Genomic DNA, 24,461 nt, shown 5'->3' on the forward strand with positions numbered 1-24,461 from the left:
CTCAACGAACAATGAACTAAGGGCCCGAGCCCACCATACCGGAGAAATTATGGCTGAACCTACCAGCGGAATCGGCGCGGCAGTGTCCACCGCGTCGGGGCTGCTCTTTGGGGCGATGCTTCCAGGGGTGGATGGCGGAGCGCTCATAGGGGCGTTTGCTGGCGCCGCAGTATTCATCCTGCACAACAACGAGCTGGGCGTCGCAAAGCGCCTGGTGTATGGCCTGGTGTCCTGGCTGATCGGCTACTTCGCCGCGCCTGAGCTGGGGAGCCTGACAGGCATCCGAGAAACCGTTGTGACTGGGTTTGGCGCGGCCGCGGTGGCCGTGACCCTGGCCCTGACCTTGATCGAGAAGATCAAAGCCGGCGATTTGACGTTCTGGAAGCGGGGAGGCTGACATGCAACCAGCGGACCTGAGCAGCGCCATCACGGGCCACCATTTGGTGGCCCTTCTTTTTGTGGTCGCCAATTTCGCCACGGCCTTGCGCTTGGCCTGCTATCGCCGGCGCGGCGCGCGCTACCGGCCGGGCATGGCGGTGGTCGCCTACCTGATGTTCGTCTTCACGGGTGGGCAGGCCCTGGACGTCGCCGTGCGCCACGGTACGGTGTCGGCCTGGCAGCTGGGCCTGGCGGTCTTGCTGGCGATCCTGGTGTTCCGGGCCCGCGGCAATGTCGCGGCGATCGGCAAACCGGCGGCGCGTGCGAGGTAGACATGAGGGAGGCGATCAAGGCGTTCTCCGGCATGCTGCCGAGGGTGGAACCGCACCTGCTGCCGCCTGGCGCCAGCCAGGACATGCTGAATGTCAACGTTGTGCGCGGCTCGCTGGTGCCGCGCCGGGCGCCGGCCCAGGTGGCGGCGTTGGCGAAGGCCGCGCCGATCCTGTCCATCTACAGATTCGGCCGCAGCCTGGATGACGATTCCCGGTTTTGGTTCCACTGGCGGCAGGACACCGACGTGGCGCGCGGGCCGATCCCGGATGACACGCAGGAGCGCACCTACTTTACCGAGGCCGGCCAGCCGCCACGGGTGACGGATTCGACCATGGCGACCACTGGCGCGCAGATGCCGTCCGCTTGGTATCGCCTTGGAATCCCCGCCGCTACCGCGCCGGCTGCCGTAACCGTCACGCCCCAGCCGAATCCGCCGGCAAACCTTGAGCGGCAATCCTGCCGGTTGGCCTATACGTTTGTGTCCGCATGGGGCGAAGAAGGACCGCCGAACTTGGTGACCGACGCGTTCGACGCGGCCACGGCCGACACGATCAACGTGTTGAACATGCAGGGCCCGCCTACCGGCGAATACAACATCCAGCTCAAACGGCTGTACCTGTCCACTACGGACGCGGCAGGGACGGCGGTGCTGCGCTTCTGGAAGGAAATCCCGGCCGGTGCCGTGACCTTCAGCGACAAGGTCGACTTCACCATGCTGGGCGAAGCGCTGCCAGAGCGCTCCCTGGTGCCGCCGCCGGCGGACTTGTTCGGCCTGATGACGCACCCCGCCGGGTTCATGGTCGGATTCTCCGATAAGCGTGTGTGCCGGTCGGAGGTATTCAAGCCCTACGGCTGGCCCTACTTTTCGCCCGTGGCCGATGAAATCGTGGGCGGCGCGATCATGGGACAAGCAACGGTCATCTGCACCAAGGGCGACACCTATCTCGCCACCCAGGCGGATCCGGTCACGATGACGCCGGTGCGCCTGGAAGGCCACCAGCCCTGTGTGGCGAAGCGCACCATCAAGCCGTTCAAGGGCGGCGTGGTCTATGCGTCGCCTGACGGCCTGGCCATGGTGGACCCGACCGGCGGCCTTTCGTTGGTCACGGAGGCGCTCCTGACACGCGAGCAGTGGCAGGCGTACCGGCCCGAGTCGATGCATGCTGCGGTCCACGACAACCGGTATTTCTGCTGGTACGACACCGGGACCGTGCGCGGTGGGCTGATCTTCGACCTCACCAGCGGCGCGATGAGCCTGACGCGGACAGACGTGTATGCCACGGCCAGCTTTTCGGATGGACGCCGCGACGAGCTTTTCCTGGTGCTGGGTGGCACCACCGTGCACAAGTGGGAGGGCGCCGGCGCGCGCCTGGCCATGCGCCACCTCAGCAAGCGCTACATCCTCGAACGGCCGCAAAACATCGGCGCGGTCCAAGTCATCGCCGACGCCTACCCGATCCAGTTTGAACTGATGGCGGTTATCGAGTCATCGACGGGGCCGCGAGAGGTGCGCGTTTCGGCGCAGGTGATGAACGGTCGCCCATTCCGTCTGCCAGGGAACTACCGGGCCCGGCAATTCGAGTACTCCGTCAGCGGGACTGCAGCGGTCACCGAGGTGACGGTGGCGTCCACCTTGGGCAACGTGACGGCGGTCTGACGATGGCGACTTCCTCTGTAACGGGCCTTCGCTACGCGGAGCTGCCCGCGGTGGATAGCGCACGCTTCCAGGACAACCCAGCCGCGACGCGCGCGATGGAGCAGGTGCGCCAGATCCTGCAGACACGCTTTGGCAAGGGAGGCCAGCCGGTCGATCGTGCCGTAACCTGGGGCGACCTGGTCGAGAATGGCATCGTCACGATGATGGGGGCCACCGGCAAGCCCATCCTGGTGAAGAACCCGGGCGGCCAGTTCCAGCCCTCTCTGCCCCCTGTGGTCGATGGAATCCCGCCCGCGCCAACCGGCTTGAAGGTGACGCCCGGCCTGGGCACGGTCATCCTGGAGTGGGACAAGCCGAACTTCGCCTATTTCGGCTATGCCGAGATTTTCCGCGGCACCACCAACAATGTCGCGCAGGCGGTGAACGTCGGCCAGACCACGGGCTGGGTCTACGCGGATCCGGTGGGCGGCGCCGGCGGCGTGACCTACTTCTACTGGATCCGGTACATCTCCAGCGGTGGCAAGGTCGGGCCGTTCAACGCTGTTGGTGGCGGGCAGGGCGCCGTCTCACTCGACCCCAGCTATCTGATCGACGTGCTATCGGCCGCCGGCGACCCCAAGGCGCTGCTGTACGAGATTCACGAACCCACCGTCATCAATGGCGTGCCCGTGCCGCCGGGCATCTACATCCGGAACCTGTACGTCGCGAACGGCTCGATCGGGACGCTGCAGCTGGGCAACGCCGTCATCACGGACGCAAAGGTGGCAAGCCTGTCCGCGGGAAAGATCACCTTCGGCGAGATGAGCGGCGACCGCATCGCGGTGAACAGCCTGAACGCCGACCGGCTCACGGTGGCGACCTTGTCGGCGCGTCTGGCGATCATCACCGACGCCTACGTGAAGTCGGCCAATATCCAGTACGCGGCGATTCAGGATGGGCACATCGCCAATCTCAGCGCGGAGAAGATCACGGCCGGCTACCTGAACGTCGCGCGGCTCGCGGGCGGATCGGTCACGGCCGACAAGCTGAACGTGACCGCGCTGTCCGCCATCTCGGCCACGATCGGCCTATTGCGCACGGCGGCGTCTGGCGCACGCCTGGAAATCCGCGACAACCTGCTGCTGGTGTTCGATGCCAACAACGTGCTGCGCGTGCGCCTGGGGATCTGGTAATGCCAGTGGGCGTGGAAACCTATGGCCCGGGCGGCGCGGTCCTGGTGTCGTACACGGCGAAGATTCCGGCCCATTTTGGGGAGTTGAACACCGGGAAGTCGAGCGGGAGCTACAGCGACGCGCGCCTGGCAACGGGGATCCCCTGGATTTCCACCATACCCCAGGGTTCCCCTGGTCAGCTGAGCGCGCCGGCCGTGACGCTGAGCGGCACCACGATTAGCTGGAGTTTCCTGGATGGCGTACCGGGCGACAGGGTCGCCGTGACGGTCTTATACGGGGTGCGGTGATGGAAGTTGGCTTTCAGACGATGTCGGGGCTTGGCGAGGTTCTCGTCGACACCAACAACATCAAGATGTTCTTGCGGCATGCCGGGATTGCCAGCAACTCCGTGACCTTGCCGGCTATCGCGCCCGTCGTCTATTTCCGCCCCCTGGGTGCCCCCTCATACCTGACCTTCGCGAGCCTGTCGGGCGGGCAGCTGCAGCTGACATTCCGAAACCCGTGCGAGTACTACGTCTTTGACCGGCCGGTTGAACCGAGCTTTCTGGACACGTTCGATGGGGCGGGGGTGCAGATTTTCACGGCTGCGCAAAGGCCTATGAACGTCATCGGCAGCGTAGAAATTCCGGCCTATTACAACGCCTATCGCCTGGCCTACCAGGACGGCTGGACCTACGGCGGCCTGGTCTCGGGGAAGTACGCCTACAACCAGAGTTTCATTCGCCAGGGATACAACATTTTCCCGGCGGCCGGGGGCGGGTGGGAATCGTATCTCATGGCCGAACAGCTGGCGCCTACGCCAAATGGCTTTTTTGCCAGCTTTCCAGAGTTCGGCGTGCGCTTCTATGGCTGGGCTCCCGTCCGGCAAAACACGTTCTATTCGTTCATGCCCAACGTGCAGGTGTCGATCATCGACGTTGCGGGCATTCTCTAACACGCCTTCGGAGCGGACCAAATGCAAAAGGAAATCGAGAGCGCCATTTTCTCCAACGTGGGGAACAGGCTGACGCAGGAACTGGCCATCGGGCTGGTGATGGTGGTCATGCAGGTTGCGGGTCAGGCAGTGGACGCGGCGCGCGCGGAGACGTCGGAGCCGCCGGCTGATCCTGGTGCTGGGCAACTTCCGGACGGCATCCAGGTGGCCCCCGCCGCAGCACCGGTCGGCTCGCTGGGTGAAACCTCGTTTGTAGCGCCGGGGTACGCCCGACAGGACGGCCAGGCGCCGGCGGCGCCCGCCAGACCGCGGCGAGCCAGAAAGCCGACCACCCCCAAGAAGGCGCGCCCATGAGCGCGCCTTTTTTTTCCCAGGACACTGCGCTGCGCTGGATGCGCGGCAACGAGGCGGCCGTCGAGTTCTTACGCGGCATGTTCCAAGTGGCGCACTTCTACGACGACCTGGTCGACCGGGACCGGGTGATCAGCGATGCCGACGTGCACGGCGCCATGTTTCAGGCGCTGATCCTGCTGCCGCGCAACGCGTTCTACCGCGCCCATTTCGCGGATCTGAACGCCGTTCTGGCGAACGCCATCACGAACTGGCAGATAGCGACCGAGCTGGAGCGCGGCGGCGGTGTACCCGCCAAGCGCACCGCCTACGTGCTGCGCGCCTCCTACGTCGACCTGGTGACGCACAGCGCGCTGCTGGTGGGCGGCCAGGCCTGGGCGCGTCAGGTGGGCGTCGAGCTGCGCCAGCTTGCCGAGCCCTATCCCGAATACTTGACCAACCTGGAGGCCGAGATGGCCACGCGAGGGGACTGACATGGGCTGCATGTCCACGGAAGTGAAGCAGGATCCGGCCGTCGGCCGGGCGCAGGAGGCGAACGCCCAGCTGGGCATGCGTGCCCAAGACCTGGCTGAGCGGAATTTCGACTGGAACCAGAAGCTGACGGAGGAGTTCGCGCCGACCTACAAGCAGCTCCTGAACTCTGCGGCGGCCGAGAGTCAGAAGAACGCCGCCCGCGGGGATGACCAATGGCAGCAATACAAGGACGTCTTTCAACCCATCGAAAACAAGATGGCGGACGAGGCGATGAACTACGACTCGCCGGAGGAGGTCGCGCGGCGCGAAGGCCTGGCCGCCGCCACTGTCGGTCGCCAGTTCGACAACGCCCAGGCCCAGACGTCGCGCGAAATGGCGCGCATGGGCGTCTCGCCCACCAGCAGCCTGGGCGCTGACGCAATGACAGACCAGGCCAATGCGCGCGCGCTGGCGACGGCCGGCGCGGTGACGGAGGAGCGCAACAACACGAAGCTGCTGGGCATGAGCCTGCGCGAGAACGCGGCGCGGTTCGGGCGGAACCAGACGGGTACCGGGATCGCTGCATCCCAGGCTGCGCTGGCCGGCGGAAATGCGGCCACCGGAATCATGGGGAGCCAGACTGCGCAGGGGAATGCGGCGGGCACCGGGCAGGGGCTGCTGGGCACGGCCGGCGGCGCCTTCAATTCCATGGGCAATCTGGGCTTGAGCCAGATGCAGATGCAGCAGCAGGCCAATTCGTCCAGCCAGGCGGGGCTTGGGTCGTTGATCGGCACTGGCTTGATGGCTGGGGCGATGGCCTTCTCCTCCAAGGAGCTGAAGGAGGACGGCGCGCCGGTGGACGACGACGAAGCCCTGGCTGGCCTGACGAAGGTGCCTGTGGAGAGCTGGAAGTACCAGGACGGGGTGGCGGATGGCGGGCGCCATGTCGGCCCCTACGCCGAAGACATGCAGGCGCAGTTCGGTGATCGGGTGGCGCCAGGCGGCGTCGGCCTGGACATGGTCAGTGTCAGTGGCCAGCACCACGCCGCCATCCGCGCGCTGGCTAAGAAGGTGGCACGGCTGGAGCGACGCCGAGGCGCCGCGGGCGCGGAGGACTTTGGGCTGGAACCTGTGGCACTGGGCAAAGAGGCTGGCGGGCTGCCGTCGGCATTGGCCGGCGACTTGTCGGCGGGGTTGGTTGGACTGGAGAGGATCTGAGATGGCCGGAATCGGAAGTTTCGCGGGTGGCCTGGCCGATGGGCTGCGGAATGGAATGGCGATAGGGAGTGCGTACAACCGCGCCGCGGAAGAACGGCGAGCGCGAGAGGCGGACAAGAAGATCGCGGGCGCGCTGGCCGGTGACGATACTCAGCAACCGGCGCAGGCCGGCCTCGAGCGTATCCAGGTTCCCGAGGCTGTCGTCGACGGGGCAGCATTGCCTGAGATGGGCGGCCTGCAGCGTGTGCCACTCAATGCCCCTGTGGCGCCCACGGCGGGCGCGGAACCGGGTGCGGCAGCGGCAGGCTTGGCTGACGTCCTGCCCGGCGCGCAATGGGGGGCTGGTACTGCCGTCCGTCCCGGAGGCTCGCCGCTGGCTGGTGCGCTGGAAAAAAAAAGCACACAAGCCGCTGATTTCCTAGGCGGCGGCGACTTCGGTCAGGTCGCCGACGGGCTGACGCGCGCCTATCGCAAGGCCCTGGAGCTGGGCGAGCCAGGCCGTGCGATGGAGTTGCTAGCAGGCCGTGAGCGATTCATCGGACAGCACCGGGAACAGGCGTTCGCAACGGCACAGAGCCGTTACCAGCTGACTGGTGACCCGAACTCCTTTGTGCCTTTCGTGAACCGCTTTATGCCGGGCGGCATCGAGGTGACGTCGATCAATCGGCGAGCGGAGCAGGCCGGCGGCGCTCCGTTGTACGACTTCGTCGGCGTAGACACCGCCACGGGAAAGCCGGTGCAGCAGCCCATTACCGAACATATGCTGCAGAGCTTTGTGCAGAGCATCAGCGATCCGAAGGCCCAGCAGGCCATGGTGGCGCAGCAGGCGAAGCTCCTGTATCAGGCGGAGGAAAAACGCCGTGATGCGCTGCTGGCCAGCCAGCTGCGCAAGGACGAAGAGGCGAGCAAGCCACGCATCCTGAACAAGGATCAGACCTTGTATACGCCCGACGGCAAAGGGGGTATGCGAGTGGGCGCCAAGGGCAGCGAGGCGGGCAAGCCGACGATGGTCACTTCCGACAAGGATTTCGCCAATCACGTTATGAGGCTGTTCAAGGTGGACAGCATGGAGGGGTTGGGCGAAGACGAGCGCAAGCGCGTTGGTGACGTCATCGCGATTGGCGAGAACATCAATCGTATGAACGCGGGTATGCCTGGGGGCGAGGTACTGACGCCGGCGAACCTCGCAGAGCTGTCCCAACGGGTTCGGGCGGGAACCGCTGAGTTTGAGCCGGTCTCGCTTGAGGATGGGGGTATCGGCTTCACCGTTCGACACGAGGGAGCCCGAATACAAGTGCCGCTGTCGGCTGTTCCTAACCAGGTGCAGCAGATGGTTGCCGCGCGGCTAGAGGGCGGTGAACCTGTGCGGGCTTCGCAGCCTCAGCGTGCTGCGCGCACGACTGCGCCGAGTGCATCAGGTGGCGCAGCCTCTCGTCGACAACCGGCGCAGACGCGCGATGTTGCCGGCGCCAACTCGTCTGAAAGGGATAACCCCGCTGGCGCGCAACTAGACGCTGCCCGCGCACAGCTGCGTCAAGCGGAGACTGCTGTAAGACAGCTTCGTACCAGCCCCCCTGGCCTAAAAGCAGGAGCGCAAGCCCGGGCCGAACACGCGGCACAGCTGGAGCAGGCCGAGCGAGACGTGGAGTTGGCGAAGGTAGCGGAACGAGCAGCAGCAGATGGCTGGGCGCGCGCTACGGAAGGTTCGGAAATCACGCGGGCCGCAATGGGGCGGGCGAATGCAGGGGGTATGAATGGAAGCCTTTGAAAACACCGGAGCAGATAGTCAGTTTGCAGAGGACGCTGGGGCACGCCGTGCGGCGGTGCGCGAGGCTCAGCGCATACGCTTCTCTGAAGGAAAGGCATCGGCGGCCGCGATGGCGGCGCCCGCGCCGTTCTCGTTTCGAGTGGTGGACTATTTGCAGCCGGCAGAGGTGGAAGGATCGACCGAGTTCTCCGACTATCCCAAGACCCTAGCCGGTGGCGCCATCAAGGGAGCGGGCAGCGCCGTGCGAGGCGTCGGGAAGGTGGCAGAAGGCCTGGGCCGTGTGGGCGTCACGGCGCTCAATCAAGCCTTTGACGCGGGCCTGGATGTGCCCACCAACCCGCTCGAAGGGGCCGCGGATACCACGCATCGCCTGGGTGAGCGCGTCCTGGACTCTCGGACGGACGAAGCGAAGCGCCGCGAGGCGGATTCGCAGCCTGCTGGCGATCTGGACAAACCTGACACATGGACCTTCGGCCGCGACCCCTCCGCGTCAGGTCTGGCCCTGCAGGGGCTGAATGCCCTGGGGAGCAGCGCAGTCCCCATCGCGGCGGCCGCCGCGGCCGGCCCGTTGGGTATCGGTGCGCGGATGGCGGCCGGCGCAGCGGCGGGTGGCGCTCAAGGTGGTGGCAACGCGATTGAGCAGGCGCGCGAAACCATCGACGGAATGGATGATGAGCAGCTGGCCGCGGCTTCGTCCGCCTACCGCGACCTTGTCGCGAAGGGGGCGACCCCGGAACAGGCCCGCGCGCGTGTTCGGGCGGATGCAGAGGAAGCTGCGTTCGGGCGGACACTGCCTGTGTCCGCGCTGGGCGGTGCCGCGACTGGCCGCATTCTCTCGCCGGCGGGCCGAGTCCTGGGCGATCGCGGCGTGGTCGCGCAGACTCTCGGGCGCGCAGGTCTGGCCGGTACGGAGGAAGCCGTCCAGGAAGTGGGCGAGGGCGTCGCCACGCAGACGGGTATCAATGCCGGCGCCGGCATGGGCTTGGATCCGCTCGAGGGGTCCTTCGGCAATGCTGCTCTGGGCTTTGTCGCGGGCATGGGGCCGGGCGCTGTACATGGGGCGGCGGATGGTGTGCGCAGCCGAGGCATGCCGACGGCGCCCAGCCTGGAGGCGACCGACGTGACGCACGCCAGCGGCAAGCCGTTTGTCACGGCCAGCGCCGCGCGCCAGCGCGCCGCGGAGCTGGGTGAAGGTGCGCAGGTCATGCGCCACGAAAATGGCTTCATCGTTCGGCCTGGACGGCAGGTCGAGGAGTCTGGAACGACGACGCCACCGATAACTCCGTCCTACTCGCCGGGTGAGAGTATTTGGTTGCGCGATCGTGGGTATGGGCAGGAAGTTCCCGTGGAATTCCTGGGCGCAGTGGACATTGAGCCGTCTACGCAGGCTGGTGGGGAGCCGATGGCTAGGGTGCGCACGGAAGACGGCGAGGAAAAGACCGTGCCCATGGCCCAGCTAGATCGAGAATTCACGATGCGGGTCGGTGGTACGCCGCCTTCTGCTGGATCGGAACCGGCTCTCCCCAATACGCCGGATTCGTTCACGCGCGGCCAGCAGGTGTACCTGCGCCAGAACGGCCGCGAGCTGCCCGTCGAGTTCCTGGGGGTGGAGCGGAACGCCGCGACCGCCCGGCCTGGCGGGGAGCCGTTGGCGCGGATCCGAACGGCGGATGGTCGCGGGCGCTTTGTGCGCCTGTCGGAGCTGGCCGCCGACCCGCTGCCCGGCAACGCTCTGCGCGAGGCGATGGATGGGCCGGCCGCGCTCGATGGCCCGCAGGCGTTCCCGGTGCTGGACGCCCCGCCGCTGCGTGAGGCGCTGGCGGCGCCCGAAGGCTACGCCGCGGGCGACGGCTTCACCGCCCGCGAAAGCTGGAGCATGCTGGCCAACGCGCCGCGCGGGATTCGCAACAACAACCCGGGCAACATCCAGAAGGGCGTCGGTTTCGATGGCGAGATCGACGGCAACGATCAGCGCTTTGCCACTTTCAGGAAGCCGGAGGACGGTATCCGTGGCCTAGCCGTCAACCTGCTGAGCTACCAGCGCCAGCACGGTCTCGATACGGTCCAGGGGATCATCAACCGCTGGGCACCGCCGTCTGAGAACGATACGGGCGCATACGTGCGCGACGTGGCGCGCGCCGTGGGCGTCGAGCCGGGCCAGCGGCTGGACCTGGGCGACCGCGATACGCTGCAGCGGCTCACCTCTGCGATCATCCAGCACGAGAACGGCATGCAGCCGTACACCGCCGCACAGCTTGGCGAGGGCGTGGGTGCAGCACTGTCCGGTGCGCCGGCGCGCGCAGCGCTGCCGGCCCCGGTGTATCAGGTGGATGGCGAGGGAGTGGCCGCCACCAGCGGGCAGCGCGATGCCGAGCTGGTGCGCCAGGCGGCCATGGGCATGACGCCGGACGTCGCCGCCGCGGGCGCTCGCCATCCCGGCGCGGCAACCGACACCGCCGCACACGAAGCAGCCACCTCGCCGAGCAACAACCTGCCGGAGCCGTCGGACGCGCAAAAGGCAGCCGGCAACTACAAGGTCGGGCGCACGCGCGTGGCCGGCCTGGAACTGTCGATCGAGAATCCGGAGGGCTCGGAGCGCCGCGGCACCTCGCCGGACGGAACCCAGTGGGCAAACCGCATGGCGGGGCACTATGGCTACATCCGCCGCACCGAAGGCGCCGATGGCGATCAGGTCGACGTGTTCGTCCGTCCAGGCACGGCGCCAGATTTCGGCGGGCCGGTGTTCGTCATCGACCAGGTGAACCCCGCGCACCGTGGCTTTGATGAGTCCAAGGTGATGCTGGGCTACGACACACGAGAGGAAGCCGAGCGCGCCTACCGCGACAGCTACACGCCGGAGTGGCGCGGCATGGGCAAGGTTACCCAGATGGACGTGCCCACGTTCAAGCGCTGGCTGGCTGACGGCGATACCACGCTGCCGGCGGCCGAGTCTGGGCTTGGCGCCCTGGTGTCCGAGCCGGACGTGACCGCCAAGGGCGGCAGGCCGTTCCTGACGCGCGGGGCCGCGCAGCGCGCGGCGACGGCGCACGGCAATGCCGACGCCGTGCCGGTGGACGGTGGATTCGTCGCCCGCCCGCGAACCGGTCAACAGCCCGGTGTCGAGCCGCAGCCGTCCGCGGCCGAGTTCGGCCAGGCCGCGCGCCGTGATTTCCTGCAGATGGTGCGCAAGGCTGGAGGCATCCGACCGGAGCTGGCGGCCGATATATATGGCGATCGCGCGCACCTGGCCAACCGCCGCGCGCCCGGCCTGTTCCGCAAGGGCGGGATGGACGCCGACATGCTGGTCGAGGCGATGCAGCAAGCCGGGTACCTGCCCATGGACGGCGACACGGTCGACCTTTCCAGCACGGCGATGGATAGAGTCCGCGAGGCTATGGAGGGCGAGGCGGTATACAGCCTGGACCAGATGGACGAGGCTGCCCGCCGCGCGTATGCTGAGCGCCAAGCCGAGCGGTTCAGCGATACGAAAGACAAGCAGAAGCTGGCCGAGGACCTTTTTGGCGTCATCGACGCCATGCCCGCCGGTACGACAGCGCTGGAGCTGGCCGCGCAGTTCGACGCGGCCGTCTACCTGAGCGAACAAGGAATTACGGATGTCCCAACCCAAGAAGCCATCATCGAGCGCGCCTCAATCCGAGCCGACGGCGACGCCGGACTCTACGAGGCCGACATTAAGTCCCAAGCAGCGGCGTATGGCCGACGGGACACTGGCAATCCTTCGCGCGGTGCAGGCCAACCGGGAGCGCGAGGCGATGGGCCAGGCGCAGGAAGTGATCGCGCGGGCGGCCCGCAAGCGCTGACACTGGAGAACCCGACGGCCGACGGGCTGCGTGATGCAGCTCAGGCGGCGGCTGTCGCGGAGCAGGGCGCCGCCACTCAGGCCCGAGAGGCTGACCAGCGCGCCGCCGCCGATGCGGCGCGCGATGATTTCGTACTGACGGGCAGCGATCGATCCGCCGACCAGGGCGCGGCGCGCGGCCAGATGGAACTGGCGCCGTCCGCAGTTGCAGAGGGCGACGCAGCGCCCACGGCCGCCGAGCCGCCCGCGTCATCCACCGGGCGCATCGAAGATTTCGGCGAGACTCTGCACGGGGCACGGAAGCACTACGCCGAGCAGTACGCCGAGCGCATGCGCCTGGCGGAAACGCTGCCGGTCGCCAAGCACTCGCTGTCCGAAACTTGGCCGGAACCCAACTATGCCAAGCTCATCGAGGACGGCGCGGATGCGTTCCTGGTGGCGGTGGCGCACGCCAGCCGTGACGAGATCCCGGCCAAGCCGCGCAGCAGCTGGAAGGTGAAGGGCTGGGCTGACCAGGTCCAGACCCTGCGTGACTTCTCCAATTCGATGGTGGACGGCACGCTCAAGGCGGCCGACGTGCGCGCGGGTCTGGAGAAATCGCCCGAGCTGCGCAAGGTGTACGGCCGTGCGCAGCTGTATGAGGCTGTGGGGCATGACAGTTCGTTGCGCGGCGTGTCCCTACGCTCCGGCAGCTATAGCGTGTTCAACGGCGAGAAGTTCGATAGCCCACGCACGATCTGGACCGTGGAACGCAAGGCAGCGTCGGGCTTTGGAAACTGGCCCGACATCATGGGGCACGGCGCCACGCCTGCGGCAGCGATCGAGGCGTTCGAGCGTGCCTGGGCGGAGCAAGACGGGACCGCCGCGCCGGGGCGCGAAGTCCGATTTGACATCTATTCGCGGCCGCGCATGCCGGGCTTCTACATCGGCAAGAAGGTGGGGCGCGTGCATGTTGACCTGCAGCGCTTCGACGACGTGAAGGCCGCCCGCGCTTACCTGGCTGAGAACAAGGACGCGCTGGTCCAGCAGTTGGAGAGGATCAAAGAGGTGCCCGCCCACCGCCGCGAGACGAATTCGCCGCGCGTCGGCGTCGACCATCGAGACGGCGGCGATGTGTCGGCCGAGCAGTTTGCTGACTCCTTCGGCTTTCGTGGTGTGCAGTTCGGCAACTACGTCGAGGGCGGCCGCCGGCAGGCGGACCTGAATGAAGCCTATGACGCCCTGATGGATCTGGCCGGCGTCATTGGCGTGCCGCCGCGCGCGCTGTCGCTCAACGGCGAGCTGGGCCTGGCCTTCGGTGCGCGCGGCAGCGGCGGCAAGAATGCCGCGCTGGCGCACTATGAGCCCGTCCAGGTCGTGATCAACCTGACCAAGACGCGAGGCGCGGGCTCGCTCGCTCATGAATGGTGGCATGGCCTGGACAACTACTTTTCGCGGCGCGGCGGTGCGCCGATCGCCTATGCATCCGAGTCGGGGCGGGAAGCTGCCGGGATCCGGCCAGCCATGGCCGAGGCCTTCGGCGCCCTGAAACAGACGATCGGCCTGATCGGCATGCGCGAGCGCGCCAGCAAGCTGGATGCGCGCCGGACAAAAGACTACTGGACGACGGGCCGGGAGATGTCCGCGCGCGCGTTTGAAAGTTATGTGATCGCCAAGCTGGCCGACCAGGGCGCAGCCAACGACTACCTGGCCAACGTCGTCACGGAAAAGGCGTTCCGGGATGAGCAGTCCTATCCATACCCGACCGCCGCCGAGATTGCACCGGTGCGCGCCGCGTTCGACCGACTCTTCCAGACCATCGAGCAGGTGCCGGGAGCGGATGGCCGCATTGCCCTCGAGAGTCGCGGAAGCCGCATGCCCGGCGTGGAGGTCGCCGCGGCGCGGCGTCAGGCCGAGGAATTCATGGGCAAGCTGCCGGGCGCGGCGGGCCTGCGCGTGTCGGTCGTCGAAACGGTGGACCAGATCCCCGAAGGGGCGAAGCCGTCGCCGCTGGCCGAGGGCGCTTACTATCCGGCCGGCGACGGTGGCCGCATCTACCTGGTGGCGGAGAACCTGCCGACGTCGGAGCGCCTGCAGCAGGTGCTGGCGCATGAGGTAGTGGGCCATTTTGGCGTGGAGGCCGTGCTGGGTGACCGATTCCGCGACGTGCTGGCCGACGTGCGCCGCCTGGCCCGCGCGCCGGACGGTGCGCACATCCCGCGCGACGCCGGCCCGGAACATCAGCATTACGCCACCTTCGAGGCAGTGACTGCGCGCTATCCGGATTACTCGGCCGAGAACCGCGCGCGCGAAGTGCTGGCGCGGATGGCGGAACAGGGAAAGCGCCCGCTGTTCCTGGAACGCCTGTATGGAAAAATCCGGGCCGCGCTGCGCCGACTCGGTCTGAACCTCCAGCTCAACAACACCGATATCAAGCAGATGGTGATCGATGCCGGCCGGTTCCTGCAGCGTGCGCCCGCCGCGCGCGTGAGCGCCGGCATGCAGGAGGCCGCGGCATCGCTCGCTGCTGAATCGCGCCGCGGCCAGGAACCGGTCGAGCTGCCGCCGGTGGTGATAGGGCAGCGGCTGGGAGCGGCGGGCAAACACGCGGACCACGCCGCCGCCAAGGCGGGCGACACGGCGGCGGCCGTGCGCTTGATCCAGGATGTTCTTTCGGATGAGGCTGTGGCGCAGGTGCGCGAGGCGATCCGCGGTGAGCGTCCGGCAATTGTCCCCGTGCTGGCCGTTGAAGCCACCGGCCACAACAAGATCCCGGCGGTAGCGGCGACGGCGCTGGGGGAGCGGCTGGGGTTGCCGGTGGAAGCCGGCATATATCAGTCCGTGAAGGCCAAGCGCACGGCGCTGGACGGGCTGGGCAGGATTTTTCAGCAGCCGGAGTTCGATGGAAAGGTGGAGCCCGGGAAGGCGTACTTCCTGGTGGATGACACCCTCACCCAGGGCGGCACCATCGCGGCGCTCGCGTCGCACATCCAGCAAAACGGGGGCCGGGTTGTCGGGTCGTTCGCGTTGACTGGCAAACTCTACAGCGCTACATTGCGGCTGTCCCCCGAAACCCTTTCTGAACTGCGAGCCCGATATGGCGATGTCGAACAATCCTTCCGCGAAGCCACTGGCCGCGGCTTCGACGCGCTCACGGAATCAGAAGGCCGTTATCTCGCCAAGCATGACGCGCCTGACGCCGTCCGAGACCGAATCCTTGCTGAAAGACATGCGCGAGTCGATGAAGCTGGCGGGCGAGCTGCTGAAGAAGCCGCGCGCCCACTAGGGCGCGACGCCAACGATGAAGCCCCGCCAAGTGCGGGGCTTTCTACTTCTGGCCCGATGGAATCGCGCGCCGCCGGCGCCGCGACGGCCGGGGCGCCACCGAACGGGCCGGCCGCCGCCCGCGAGCCCAAGCGCGGCGCCAAGATCGCCCGGCCGGGAGAAACCCTGTCGGACATCGAGCGGCGCCAGCGCAACAAGTTCCTGGGCAAGATCGGAGCCTGGGCCGAACAGGAGCCCGTCAAGGAACGCATGGCGAAGGTGTCCGACCGCTGGCAGGCCAAGCTGGTGCAGGGCATTTTCGATCAGTTTGCGCCGCTCAAGGGTATCAGCGCGACCGCCTATATGCAGGCCCGCCTGTCGAAAGGGGCCGACGGTGCCGCGGAGTATCTCGTTCGTCATGGCGCGGTCAGGCTGCAGGACGGCGCGCTAGACACGGCTGGCGGCGCTGGCCTGGCCGAGATCCTGGCGGGCCTGAATGGCGAGCACGATCACTTCATGGCCTGGATAGCTGCCAACCGCGCGCAGCGGCTGGCAGCGGAATGGCAAGTTCGATTCGAGAATGGTGTCACGGAACGCTTTGCCGACGAGGCCGCGGCGCGGGCGGAAGCGGCGCGCTGGCCGGGCGCCAAGGCAGAAGCCGCCTCGCGCGAACGGCTCTTCACGCCCGAAGATATCGCGGCCGGCATGCGCCTGGCCGACGGCAGAATGGCCGACGGTCGCGAGCGGTCCACGGTCTACCGCGAGGCCCTGCGCCAGTTCAACGAGCTGCAGCGCTCTGTCATGGACGTGGCGCAGCAGGCGGGACTGGTCGATCCCAGTTCGCGCGCGCTCTGGGAAAGCGAGTTCTATGTCCCGTTCTACCGCGTCATGGAGGACGATGCGACCGGGGCCATGGGGCCGGGCCAGATCGGCGGCCTGGTTGGCCAGCATGCCTACAAGCGCCTCAAGGGTGGCACCGACAAGCTGGGCGACCTGGTGGCGAACACGATTTCCAACTGGTCGCACCTCCTTTCGGCGAGCATGAAGAACCTCGCCGCACAGGGCGCTCTGCAGGAGGCCGAACGGCTGGGCATCGCCTCGCGCGTGCGCCAGGCGGAACGCGGCAGCGTCCGGGCGATGTTCGACGGGCAGGAGCGCCACTACCTGGTCGACGATCCCCTCGTGATGAATGCCCTGACATCGCTGCACTACGTGGGCTCCAATGACCCGTTCACCAAGGCCGCGCGCAAGTTCAAGCACGCGCTGACGGTGGGCGTGACGATCAGCCCGACCTTCCGCGTGCGCAACTTGTTGCGCGACACCATCCAGGCCATGTCCATCGACAGCAACCTGTCCACCAACCCGTTACGCAACCTGGTCGAGGGGTGGAAGGCGACGGGGTCGGAGAGCGACACCTGGCGCCGCCTGATGGCGGGTGGCGGAGCCGTCAGGTTCGGATCCTTCAACGACGGCAACGCCCGCAACGTGAAACGGCTGGTGGACGAGCTGGGCGCGCATCCCGACGACGTCATCACGTCGCCGGCCGGAATGAGCCGGGCCATGCGCAGGGCGTTCGACTGGTACCAGGAAACGGGCGACCGGGCGGAGACGATCAACCGCGCCGCCATCTATCAGCAGGCCCGCAACGCCGGCCGCAGCCATCTGGAGGCGAGCTACGCGGCGCGCGACCTGATGGACTTCACGGCCGGCGGCACGTTTTCCGCGGTGCGCCTGCTTTCCCAGGTGGTGCCGTTCTTCAACGCCAGGCTGCAGGGCATGTACAAGCTGGGGCGCGGCGCGGCCGCGGATCCCGCACGCTTCGCGGTGGTGTCGGGCGCTGTGGCTATGGCGTCGGCGCTGCTGTACCTGGGCATGAAGGACGACGACGACTACAAGCAGCTGCCCGACTGGGCGCGGAATTCGTTCTGGATCACGAAGCTGCCCGGCACCAATCAGCTGGTCTACATTCCCAAGCCCTTCGAAATCGGGGCGCTGGGCAGTGTCGTCGAACGCGGCACCGAGCTGGCGTTCGGCGGTGACGACTTCCGCCTGGGTGACTTCGGGCGCACGGTGGGCGCGATACTGAGCGAGCAGTTGTCCATGAACCCGGTGCCGCAGATCGTCAAACCTGCCATGGAGGCCGCGTTCAACTATGACTCGTTCCGCGAGCGTGACATCGACAGCGTCGGGCAGCAGCGCCTGCCGGCCGGCGATCGCTTCACGGCGTCGACGTCTGCCGGTGCTGTGGCGCTGGGCCGCACCTTGGGCCTGTCACCGCAGCGCCTGGAGCACCTGGTGCGGGGCTACTTCGGCTGGCTGGGCACGCAGGCGCTGAACGCGTCGGACTACCTGACCAGACCGCTGTCGGGATTGCCGGAGAATCCGCGCCGCGACCTAGGCCGCATGGACAACTGGTTCGTGCTGGGCGACTTCGTCAAGGAAGCAGATCCGCGCAGCAGCAAGTACATCCAGCGGTTCTACGACGAGCAGCGCGAAATCAACCAGGTGTACGCGGCGTACTCCCAGGCGCGTGAGCTGGGCGACCTGGAGCGGGCGCGTGCGCTGGCGGGGGATGATCAACTGCGGCTGCGCTCTCTGTTCAAGACAGCCGACGGCCAGCTGCGTGAGGTGAACACCAGGATCAAAGCCCTGGAGCGTTCCAGCCTGCCGGCCGAGGAGAAGCGCGCGCAGCTGGACCTGCTTTACCGCGCGCGCGGGCGCCTGGCCATGCTGGCCGACGAGCATGCCCGCGCCGCGCGCCGCTAATCCTCCCCACCTACCTGATTCACCCTGTCGCGCGCCTTCGGGCGCGCGTTTCATTTGAGGAGCACCAATGCCCGAATTCATCCTGTCGGCGCGCAGCCTGCAGCGCCTGGAGGGGGTACACCCCCAACTTGTCGAAATCGTCAAACTGGCGATTCGGCGCACGCCCGTCGACTTCACCGTCGTGGAAGGCCTGCGTACGGCCGAGCGCCAGCGCGAACTGGTCGCCAAGGGGGTCAGCCAGACGCAGAACAGCCTGCACCTGATACAGCCGGATGGCTACGGCCACGCCGTCGACCTGGCGCCGCTGGTGGGCGGCGTGATTCCTTGGGACCGGTGGGAAGAATTCCGCCGGCTGGCGGACGTCGTGAAGGCGTGCGCTGCCGAGCTGGGCGTGCCTGTGGAGTGGGGCGGCGACTGGAAGACGCTCAAGGACGGTCCTCACTTCCAGATTCCGCGCGACTGGAAGGGGCGGGCATGATCGCCGCCGCAGTCAAGGCTTTGGCCGGCTGGCGAGGATACGCGGCAGCTGTGTTGCTGGGCGCCGGCGCAGCCTGGTTCATCTTGGATGCCTTCCACGGCCGCGAGTTGGCTGAGAGGGAGCGCGACCAGGCTGAACATGTAGCCGATGCCCAGCGCGCGGCGCGAGAGATTCTGCAGCGGCGTTACGCCGCCGTGACCGAGATCAATGAAAGATACGCGCGGGCCGAGTGGGCCGCGTATGGGGGGCTGCGCAGTGCGCAAATCGAAGATGACGGCCTTCGGGCTGATGTTGATGCTGGGCGCAAGCGGTTGCACGTCGCTGCCGCCTGTTCCGCCGCCGGCGGTGGAGTGCCCCCAGCCGGAGCCGCCGCCGGCGTGGGTCATGGAGCCGGCGCCGAACTTAATCCAGCTGCTCGATCGGATTATTTCGCCCTCCGGGCGGGAATCCAGCGAGTAACAGCGCAGCTCGAGGCATGCCAGGCGCGCTTACGCTGAGGGGGGAATTGGCTGGTCTTGCCATGTGGACGGTTTGGGCATGGTATGTGCTGACCCATGGCGGTAGGCTCTGCGAAGCGGAGGCCGCTACTTATGAGGTGCGCAATGGAGCGCGACGAACTTTTGGCCCAGATGGTGAGTAGGTCGGCTGAGCTGAGTAGTTTCGGCGATTGGGTGGATGTCTTGGGGAGGTTCGCCGACTGTCTTTCGCTGGTGAGCAAAAGACTGGAGCCGGCGGAAGTGGAGCAGTTATTGGATGTCGGTGCGACTTTTTACCGCACATTGGCGCGCGCGGAGGGTTATCGCCTCAGTACGACGCTACCGCCGAAGGGTTAAGGGCGCCCCGAGTCGTCATTTTTCATTCAGAGGCCGCTTATGCGCGACCGCTCCGCAGCAACCTCGATCAAGGCGACGCGGCCAAGCCTATCCAGCCAATTTCATCGAGACGTCGGCGTGCGTACCTCGATCCAAATCGACTCCTGGATCGGCCGTACACTCGGGGAGGTCCAGTAGTTCACCGGCAACTTCACCGGACTCCATTCGATGAATGATGTCGTCGAGCAGTAAAGTTCGCGAAGCGAACCCTCGGCCTGTGAGACCTCGCACGACCAGCCGATAGGCCAGATTGGGCTCGGCTCCTTTCATAACGCCGAAGTAAAAAATCCTGCCTTGCTCATTCCTAAGCAACAGGTGTCCTGGGCGAGCGTAGATCCTGTATACGCGCCAAGGCGAGAGAATTGCAGCGTCTGGGGTTGAGGGCTGTGCTCGGGGGGGATCGAGATGCTTGAACGACGTCCCGGGTGAGACGAATTTCCGGCAAGCAGTAATGACGCGTAAAAATGACTTAGTGAAGAGCTTCATGATCGGATCGGCCTAAATGAATCGAAGCGCGATACGGTCGCGATATGGCGAAGCAGTCGATCAAATCGAAGTTCTAATTTGGGGACCCGTCGGCCTGTATCGTGGCCTTTGAATAGCGCAGAAATATCGTGGGTCGAGATCGAATCACGACAACGCTGGCTCTCGCAATCGTGCGACGAGTCAGCGCCTGCTCACAAGCTTTCAGCCATCCATCCGCAGCTAGGCAGCTGCGTACTCCGTGGATTTAGGCCGAATGCGTGCGATACGCCTACTGAGGGGTGCGCTGCTTTAGCGGATCATTTTGCGCTTGTTTACGCGCGGCTTCTTCTTTTTGCTCCTGACTTTGCTGCTCTTGCTGCTTGTTGGGCTGGTCGTCTTGACCAGGTTGAGTGGGGGGGCCAGCTGCGCTGAAGCGGGTGGGAAATGTCATGATGTGTACCTCTTTAGTTGTCGTGGCGAGTGCCACGTATTCACAGTACGCTCAATGGCACGTAGGACCTACGACTGAATTGAAACAAGCGTAAGACCTGTGGAGGTACCTGCTCTACACTGACTTCATGCAACCGTCTTGGAGGCTGCCATGTCACAGTCAATGGGTGTGAAAGCACTGGAGCGGTGGGACGATGAGGGGGGATCGCAGCTTGCCTCTCTTGCCAACTCGTTTGCTATCGAGGAGTTCGAGGCGTCTGAGTGTCGGATTTTGGCCTTCCTGGGGGCGTCCGTTTTGAGCCTGTGGGACGACCTTCCAGTTGATGCGCGCCAGCGGATGCTAAATCGTGAGATTGCTCAGGCAGCGTTCGACAAGTCGGTACTAAAAGTAAAGATTGCGCGTCTTGCTGCGGGAGATTTTTTTTCAGGGGATAGACATGAGCCACGATCATGATGACTCTGAGATTGAGCGCTGGCTCAATGAAGGAGGGGTGCAATTTCCCACATTCGTGGAGTTGCTGGATCCAGGGGTGCTTGACGAAGGCGAGCGGCGAGTCATTGCGTGCCTTGGGGCAGCTATTTTGAGCATCTGGCACGAAGTGCCGACCGACATTCGAAGAATGGTGTTGCAGGGCGCGCTCAGCACCGCTACGTATGATGCTACGTTGTTGAAGGGGAAGGTCGCGATGTTCTTGCGAGGGAGGCAAGGCTCGTTAAATTGAGCTCGGCGCCATCGCTCGCATTCAGGGAAATGCGGCACAACACATACGCACCTCCAGCAGGAAGGGGAAGGGCCAGTATAGGACCACCTACCCAAGGGAGCGCAGCCGCGCGTGCGGATTCCTCGCCTGGCCCACTGCGCCTCCGTCGAGGCCCTGGCACTTCACCAAGTGATCTGCCCAGAGCGCGAGAGCTTCGTGCCGTTCCTTCCAGTAGCTGTACTGGTCGTAAATCCCCTCCACGCTCTTGAGCTTGTGGTTAAGGCACATCTCGGAGATATCGCGGCCGACGCCGAGGGCGCGCATATGCGATTTCGCGGTGGAGCGCAGATCGTGCGGGGTGAAGCGTCGGACCTTGGGCTGGTAGTTCTGGATCCAGTAGTTGATGGCACCCCACACCCCGTCTTTCTGAATGGGCGCATCCCCGCCGTGTTTTTTGAGCCTTGCCACCGACCGCGCCGGCACGATGTACCGGGAATCCAGCGCCAGGCTATCCAGCTCGCGGAACCACTCCACCACCTGCGGCGCCAGCGGGATGTCCATGGCCGCCCCGGTCTTCGATTCCGGAACGTGCCATAGGCCGGCGCCGAGACGCTTGATGGTCAGCTCGTCTGTCCTGATGTGCTGTCGCTGGGCGTTGGTGAACTCGGACACGCGCACGCAGGTCGCGGCAATAATCCACACGCTCAGCTGATTCTGGCGGTTCATCTTGGCCTGCATGAACTCGGCGATCTCGTCATCGGTGAGCATGAGTCGCGCCTTGGCTTTCGGCCGCTTCCCGATGATCGCCTCCAAGCTGATGCCCACGCCGGGATTGATCACCACAATGCGCTGGCCGGCGGCATGCTTGAAAATCTCCCGGATGACGATATACAGCGTTTCCGTCTCGCGCCAGCCAGACTTGAGGGTTTTGAAACCTGATTTCGTCTTGCTGATCAGCTCGATGACGTCAGTGTGGGTGATTTCCTCCACGGGCCGCGATCGCCATCCATCCTCTATCCGGACGAGCTGACGCTTGTAGCTCCGGTTCGTGGAGCTCGACAGATGCTTGAGGACCTTTTCCTTATAGTCGTCGACCAGCCACCCTATATTCTTGGCGGCCCTGGCTTTCTGCTTGGCTTCCCTTTTCTCGGCCGCCGGGTCTTTGCCAGCGTCGATCATGGCGCGCAGTCGGCTGGCCTCCTTGCGGGCCTCGGCCAGGCTGATGTCGGGATAGTTGCCGATCGTGGCCTCGGCTCGGCGGCCAGGCATGCGGTACCGCAACACCCAGGCGGCCGTCCCGGATTTCGACAGGGTAAAGGTCAGCCCCCCGCCATCCGACTTGGCCACCGGCTCGCCGGCGCGGATCCAGTTCTTTATATGGATGTCGGCCAGCAGGCCCTGCAATACGCGCTTTGTCGCCATGACTCCCTCGATTTGGGTAGCTGGAGCGTCTGGCTACCCACCTAGCTACCCATTTTGTGCGAGATGGGAGGATAGCCCGTGAGAAGCCCAGAAAGAAAGCCGCGAGGATTTACGCGGCTTTGCGGGGAATTCTGATAAGTAGTGAGAAGCCGGGAATATCAGACAAGAATTATGTCGTACTGCTCTTGAGAGTACGCGCCTTCCACTTCCAGCGAAATGCGCTTGCCCACGAAGTCGCCCAGCATCGCCAGATGCTGGCTTTCTTCTTCCAGGAACAGGTCAACCACCTCTTGCGAGGCGAGGATGCGAAATTCCTTGGGATTGAATTGCCGCGCCTCGCGCAGGATCTCGCGCAGGATTTCATAGCAGACGGTACGCGGCGTACGCACGTTGCCGCGCGCCTCGCACATGGGGCAGGGCTCGCATAGCTGATGCGCCAGCGAGTCGCGGGTGCGCTTGCGCGTCATTTCCACCAGCCCCAGTTGTGTAAAGCCGTTGACCGTCATGCGGGTGCGGTCGCGCGACAGCGCCTTCTTCAGTTCGGCCAACACCGTTTCGCGGTGCTCCTGTTCCTCCATGTCGATGAAGTCCAGGATGACGATGCCGCCCAGGTTGCGCAGCCGCAGCTGGCGCGCAATGGCCTGGGCCGCTTCCAGGTTGGTCTTGAAGATGGTGTCGTCGAAATTGCGGCCGCCCACGAAGCCGCCGGTATTGACGTCGACCGTGGTCAGCGCCTCGGTCTGGTCGATGATGAGATAGCCGCCCGACTTCAGGTCCACTCGTCGAGAGAGCGCCCGGGCAATCTCATCGTCCACATTGGCGGTGTCGAACAGGGGGCGCTCCCCGCTGTAGTGCTGGATGCGGCCCACGACCGAGGGCGTATAGATGCGCGCCCATTCCAGCATCGCGGCACTGGTCGTGCGGGAATCCACAAGAATGGTTCCGGTGTTCGGGCCCACCATGTCGCGCAGCACGCGCTGCGCCAGGGTCAGATCCTGGTGCAGCAGGGCGGGGGCGGGCTGGGTGCGCGCCGCCGCCTGGACGCTGGTCCACAATTTACGCAGATACTCCAGATCGGCCGTCAGCTCCTCGTCATTGGCGCCTTCGGCCTGCGTGCGGACGATGAAGCCGCCTTTTTCCTCTGCCGGCATCAAGGCTTGCAGGCGTTCGCGTAGCTGGATGCGTTCGGATTCGTCGTCGATCTTCTGCGAAATGCCGATATGCGGATCGTGCGGCAGGTAAACCAGCATCCGGCCCGCCATGCTGATCTGGGTGGAAAGTCGTGCGCCCTTGGTGCCCAGGGGATCCTTGACCACCTGAACCATGATGGTCTGTCCCTCGAACAGCAGCTTTTCGATCGGGGTGGGAGTCAGCCCCTGGCTTCTTTCGCCCCGGTTCTCGCGCAGGTCTGCGATGTGGATGAAAGCCGCGCGCTCCAGTCCGATATCGATGAAAGCGCTCTGCATGCCCGGCAGTACACGGACGACCCGCCCCAGATAGATATTGCCGACATGGCCCCGCTGGATGCTGCGTTCTACGTGCAGCTCCTGTACCGACCCTTGTTCCACCAGCGCAACGCGGGTTTCGAAGGGGGTGACATTGATCAGGATATCTTCGCTCAGGGCGATGGCTGGGGGCATAGCGTGTTCGTCTCCAGTAAGGTGCGGCGTACAGGCGAATAGTAAACGTAGGGCAAGGCGGACAAGACAACTATCTATATGGGGCAACCGCGGGAATCACCACTATATATAGGGGAGGGGGACCGGGGCAGCCGCTGAACAAGCAGGGGGATCGGCCTTTTTGCGCCACGCGAAAAAACTGTGCTATAGTCTCGCTCCTTCGCAGTTCGGACAGTTTTGAACCGCGAAGCCAAGCAAGCACAACAGGTCGGGCAAGAGGATTCGAGCCAGGTCTGCCGCAAAGCAGTCAGAAATGAATGCCCCGCGGTTATTGCAAGGATTGCAGCAAGTTAGGCAAAAG

Annotated in this window: 20 protein-coding genes; 15 read left to right on the plus strand and 5 right to left on the minus strand. The window is 65.4% G+C overall.

The features are described 5' to 3' along the window. Positions 1-49 precede the first annotated feature (49 nt). From IB257_RS25235 to IB257_RS25285, 11 genes are all read left to right on the plus strand, one after another. Entirely contained in the window at positions 50-397 is a 348-nt protein-coding gene (locus tag IB257_RS25235; protein ID WP_192492989.1) for a putative holin, read from the plus strand. Between the two features lies 1 nt (position 398). After that, on the plus strand, positions 399-710 hold the full coding sequence (locus tag IB257_RS25240; RefSeq protein WP_192492990.1) for a phage holin family protein: 312 nt from the start codon (positions 399-401) through the stop codon (positions 708-710). 2 nt (positions 711-712) lie between these two features. Further along, complete coding sequence (locus IB257_RS25245; protein WP_192492991.1) at positions 713-2,368, plus strand: hypothetical protein; 1,656 nt, start codon at positions 713-715, stop codon at positions 2,366-2,368. Positions 2,369-2,418: 50 nt separating this feature from the next. Further along, entirely contained in the window at positions 2,419-3,540 is a 1,122-nt protein-coding gene (locus tag IB257_RS25250; protein ID WP_192492992.1) for a hypothetical protein, read from the plus strand. A 286-nt stretch (positions 3,541-3,826) separates the two neighbouring features. After that, complete coding sequence (locus IB257_RS25255; protein ID WP_192492993.1) at positions 3,827-4,474, plus strand: hypothetical protein; 648 nt, start codon at positions 3,827-3,829, stop codon at positions 4,472-4,474. Positions 4,475-4,495: 21 nt separating this feature from the next. Continuing rightward, positions 4,496-4,828, plus strand: coding sequence for a hypothetical protein (locus IB257_RS25260; RefSeq protein WP_192492994.1), 333 nt, complete (start codon positions 4,496-4,498; stop codon positions 4,826-4,828). Next, the gene (locus IB257_RS25265; RefSeq protein WP_192492995.1) at positions 4,825-5,298 is read left to right on the plus strand and encodes a hypothetical protein; all 474 of its coding nucleotides are present in this window, start codon (positions 4,825-4,827) and stop codon (positions 5,296-5,298) included. Before IB257_RS25260 ends, IB257_RS25265 begins: the two co-directional genes overlap by 4 nt. A 10-nt stretch (positions 5,299-5,308) precedes the next feature. Continuing rightward, positions 5,309-6,496, plus strand: coding sequence for a tail fiber domain-containing protein (locus IB257_RS25270; protein ID WP_192492996.1), 1,188 nt, complete (start codon positions 5,309-5,311; stop codon positions 6,494-6,496). A 1-nt stretch (position 6,497) separates the two neighbouring features. Further along, positions 6,498-8,264, plus strand: a complete 1,767-nt coding sequence (locus IB257_RS25275) for a hypothetical protein (RefSeq protein WP_192492997.1) — start codon at positions 6,498-6,500, stop codon at positions 8,262-8,264. Continuing rightward, on the plus strand, positions 8,251-18,093 hold the full coding sequence (locus IB257_RS25280; RefSeq protein WP_192492998.1) for an LPD5 domain-containing protein: 9,843 nt from the start codon (positions 8,251-8,253) through the stop codon (positions 18,091-18,093). The genes IB257_RS25275 and IB257_RS25280 overlap by 14 nt, the downstream gene beginning before the upstream one ends. Positions 18,094-18,160: 67 nt before the next feature. Next, positions 18,161-18,571, plus strand: coding sequence for a M15 family metallopeptidase (locus tag IB257_RS25285; protein WP_192492999.1), 411 nt, complete (start codon positions 18,161-18,163; stop codon positions 18,569-18,571). On the opposite strand, the gene IB257_RS31625 is transcribed toward IB257_RS25285, so the two are convergent. Beyond that, positions 18,532-18,957, minus strand: a complete 426-nt coding sequence (locus tag IB257_RS31625) for a hypothetical protein (RefSeq protein ID WP_225589202.1) — start codon at positions 18,955-18,957, stop codon at positions 18,532-18,534. The two genes, IB257_RS25285 and IB257_RS31625, sit on opposite strands and share 40 nt — an antisense overlap. Between IB257_RS31625 and IB257_RS31895 the strand changes: the two genes are divergently transcribed. Together IB257_RS31895 and IB257_RS25295 are read left to right on the plus strand one after the other, a co-directional pair. After that, the gene (locus IB257_RS31895; protein WP_370540124.1) at positions 18,917-19,030 is read left to right on the plus strand and encodes a lysis system o-spanin lipoprotein Rz1; all 114 of its coding nucleotides are present in this window, start codon (positions 18,917-18,919) and stop codon (positions 19,028-19,030) included. The genes IB257_RS31625 and IB257_RS31895 overlap by 41 nt on opposite strands. A 143-nt stretch (positions 19,031-19,173) precedes the next feature. After that, positions 19,174-19,404, plus strand: coding sequence for a hypothetical protein (locus IB257_RS25295; protein WP_041653159.1), 231 nt, complete (start codon positions 19,174-19,176; stop codon positions 19,402-19,404). A gap of 87 nt (positions 19,405-19,491) precedes the next feature. Here the strand turns inward: IB257_RS25295 and IB257_RS31635 are convergent, their stop codons facing one another. Together IB257_RS31635 and IB257_RS25300 are read right to left on the minus strand one after the other, a co-directional pair. Next, complete coding sequence (locus IB257_RS31635; protein WP_225589162.1) at positions 19,492-19,929, minus strand: hypothetical protein; 438 nt, start codon at positions 19,927-19,929, stop codon at positions 19,492-19,494. A 268-nt stretch (positions 19,930-20,197) separates the two neighbouring features. Continuing rightward, the gene (locus tag IB257_RS25300; protein ID WP_167555690.1) at positions 20,198-20,359 is read right to left on the minus strand and encodes a hypothetical protein; all 162 of its coding nucleotides are present in this window, start codon (positions 20,357-20,359) and stop codon (positions 20,198-20,200) included. Between the two features lie 150 nt (positions 20,360-20,509). Here IB257_RS25300 and IB257_RS25305 point away from each other — a divergent pair, with 150 nt between their 5' ends. Continuing rightward, complete coding sequence (locus IB257_RS25305; protein WP_080551133.1) at positions 20,510-20,812, plus strand: hypothetical protein; 303 nt, start codon at positions 20,510-20,512, stop codon at positions 20,810-20,812. Next, complete coding sequence (locus IB257_RS25310; protein ID WP_041655363.1) at positions 20,796-21,080, plus strand: hypothetical protein; 285 nt, start codon at positions 20,796-20,798, stop codon at positions 21,078-21,080. The genes IB257_RS25305 and IB257_RS25310 overlap by 17 nt, the downstream gene beginning before the upstream one ends. Before the next feature lie 87 nt (positions 21,081-21,167). Here IB257_RS25310 and IB257_RS25315 read toward each other — a convergent pair whose 3' ends face one another. Next, the gene (locus tag IB257_RS25315; RefSeq protein WP_192493001.1) at positions 21,168-22,481 is read right to left on the minus strand and encodes a site-specific integrase; all 1,314 of its coding nucleotides are present in this window, start codon (positions 22,479-22,481) and stop codon (positions 21,168-21,170) included. A 158-nt stretch (positions 22,482-22,639) separates the two neighbouring features. After that, complete coding sequence (gene rng, locus IB257_RS25320) at positions 22,640-24,103, minus strand: ribonuclease G (RefSeq protein WP_059378637.1); 1,464 nt, start codon at positions 24,101-24,103, stop codon at positions 22,640-22,642. Positions 24,104-24,461 lie beyond the last annotated feature (358 nt).

Source organism: Achromobacter sp. ACM03 (genome assembly GCF_014851665.1).
Classification (GTDB): domain Bacteria; phylum Pseudomonadota; class Gammaproteobacteria; order Burkholderiales; family Burkholderiaceae_B; genus Achromobacter; species Achromobacter aegrifaciens.

Coding starts and splice junctions, on each gene's coding strand:
- IB257_RS25235 (WP_192492989.1), top strand. CDS start 50: ATGGCTGAACCTACCAGCGGAATCGGCGCGGCAGTGTCCACCGCGTCG.
- IB257_RS25240 (WP_192492990.1), top strand. CDS start 399: ATGCAACCAGCGGACCTGAGCAGCGCCATCACGGGCCACCATTTGGTG.
- IB257_RS25245 (WP_192492991.1), top strand. CDS start 713: ATGAGGGAGGCGATCAAGGCGTTCTCCGGCATGCTGCCGAGGGTGGAA.
- IB257_RS25255 (WP_192492993.1), top strand. CDS start 3,827: ATGGAAGTTGGCTTTCAGACGATGTCGGGGCTTGGCGAGGTTCTCGTC.
- IB257_RS25260 (WP_192492994.1), top strand. CDS start 4,496: ATGCAAAAGGAAATCGAGAGCGCCATTTTCTCCAACGTGGGGAACAGG.
- IB257_RS25265 (WP_192492995.1), top strand. CDS start 4,825: ATGAGCGCGCCTTTTTTTTCCCAGGACACTGCGCTGCGCTGGATGCGC.
- IB257_RS25270 (WP_192492996.1), top strand. CDS start 5,309: ATGTCCACGGAAGTGAAGCAGGATCCGGCCGTCGGCCGGGCGCAGGAG.
- IB257_RS25275 (WP_192492997.1), top strand. CDS start 6,498: ATGGCCGGAATCGGAAGTTTCGCGGGTGGCCTGGCCGATGGGCTGCGG.
- IB257_RS25280 (WP_192492998.1), top strand. CDS start 8,251: ATGGAAGCCTTTGAAAACACCGGAGCAGATAGTCAGTTTGCAGAGGAC.
- IB257_RS25285 (WP_192492999.1), top strand. CDS start 18,161: ATGCCCGAATTCATCCTGTCGGCGCGCAGCCTGCAGCGCCTGGAGGGG.
- IB257_RS31625 (WP_225589202.1), bottom strand. CDS start 18,957: ATGACCCACGCCGGCGGCGGCTCCGGCTGGGGGCACTCCACCGCCGGC.
- IB257_RS25295 (WP_041653159.1), top strand. CDS start 19,174: ATGGAGCGCGACGAACTTTTGGCCCAGATGGTGAGTAGGTCGGCTGAG.
- IB257_RS31635 (WP_225589162.1), bottom strand. CDS start 19,929: ATGAAGCTCTTCACTAAGTCATTTTTACGCGTCATTACTGCTTGCCGG.
- IB257_RS25300 (WP_167555690.1), bottom strand. CDS start 20,359: ATGACATTTCCCACCCGCTTCAGCGCAGCTGGCCCCCCCACTCAACCT.
- IB257_RS25305 (WP_080551133.1), top strand. CDS start 20,510: ATGTCACAGTCAATGGGTGTGAAAGCACTGGAGCGGTGGGACGATGAG.
- IB257_RS25310 (WP_041655363.1), top strand. CDS start 20,796: ATGAGCCACGATCATGATGACTCTGAGATTGAGCGCTGGCTCAATGAA.
- IB257_RS25315 (WP_192493001.1), bottom strand. CDS start 22,481: ATGGCGACAAAGCGCGTATTGCAGGGCCTGCTGGCCGACATCCATATA.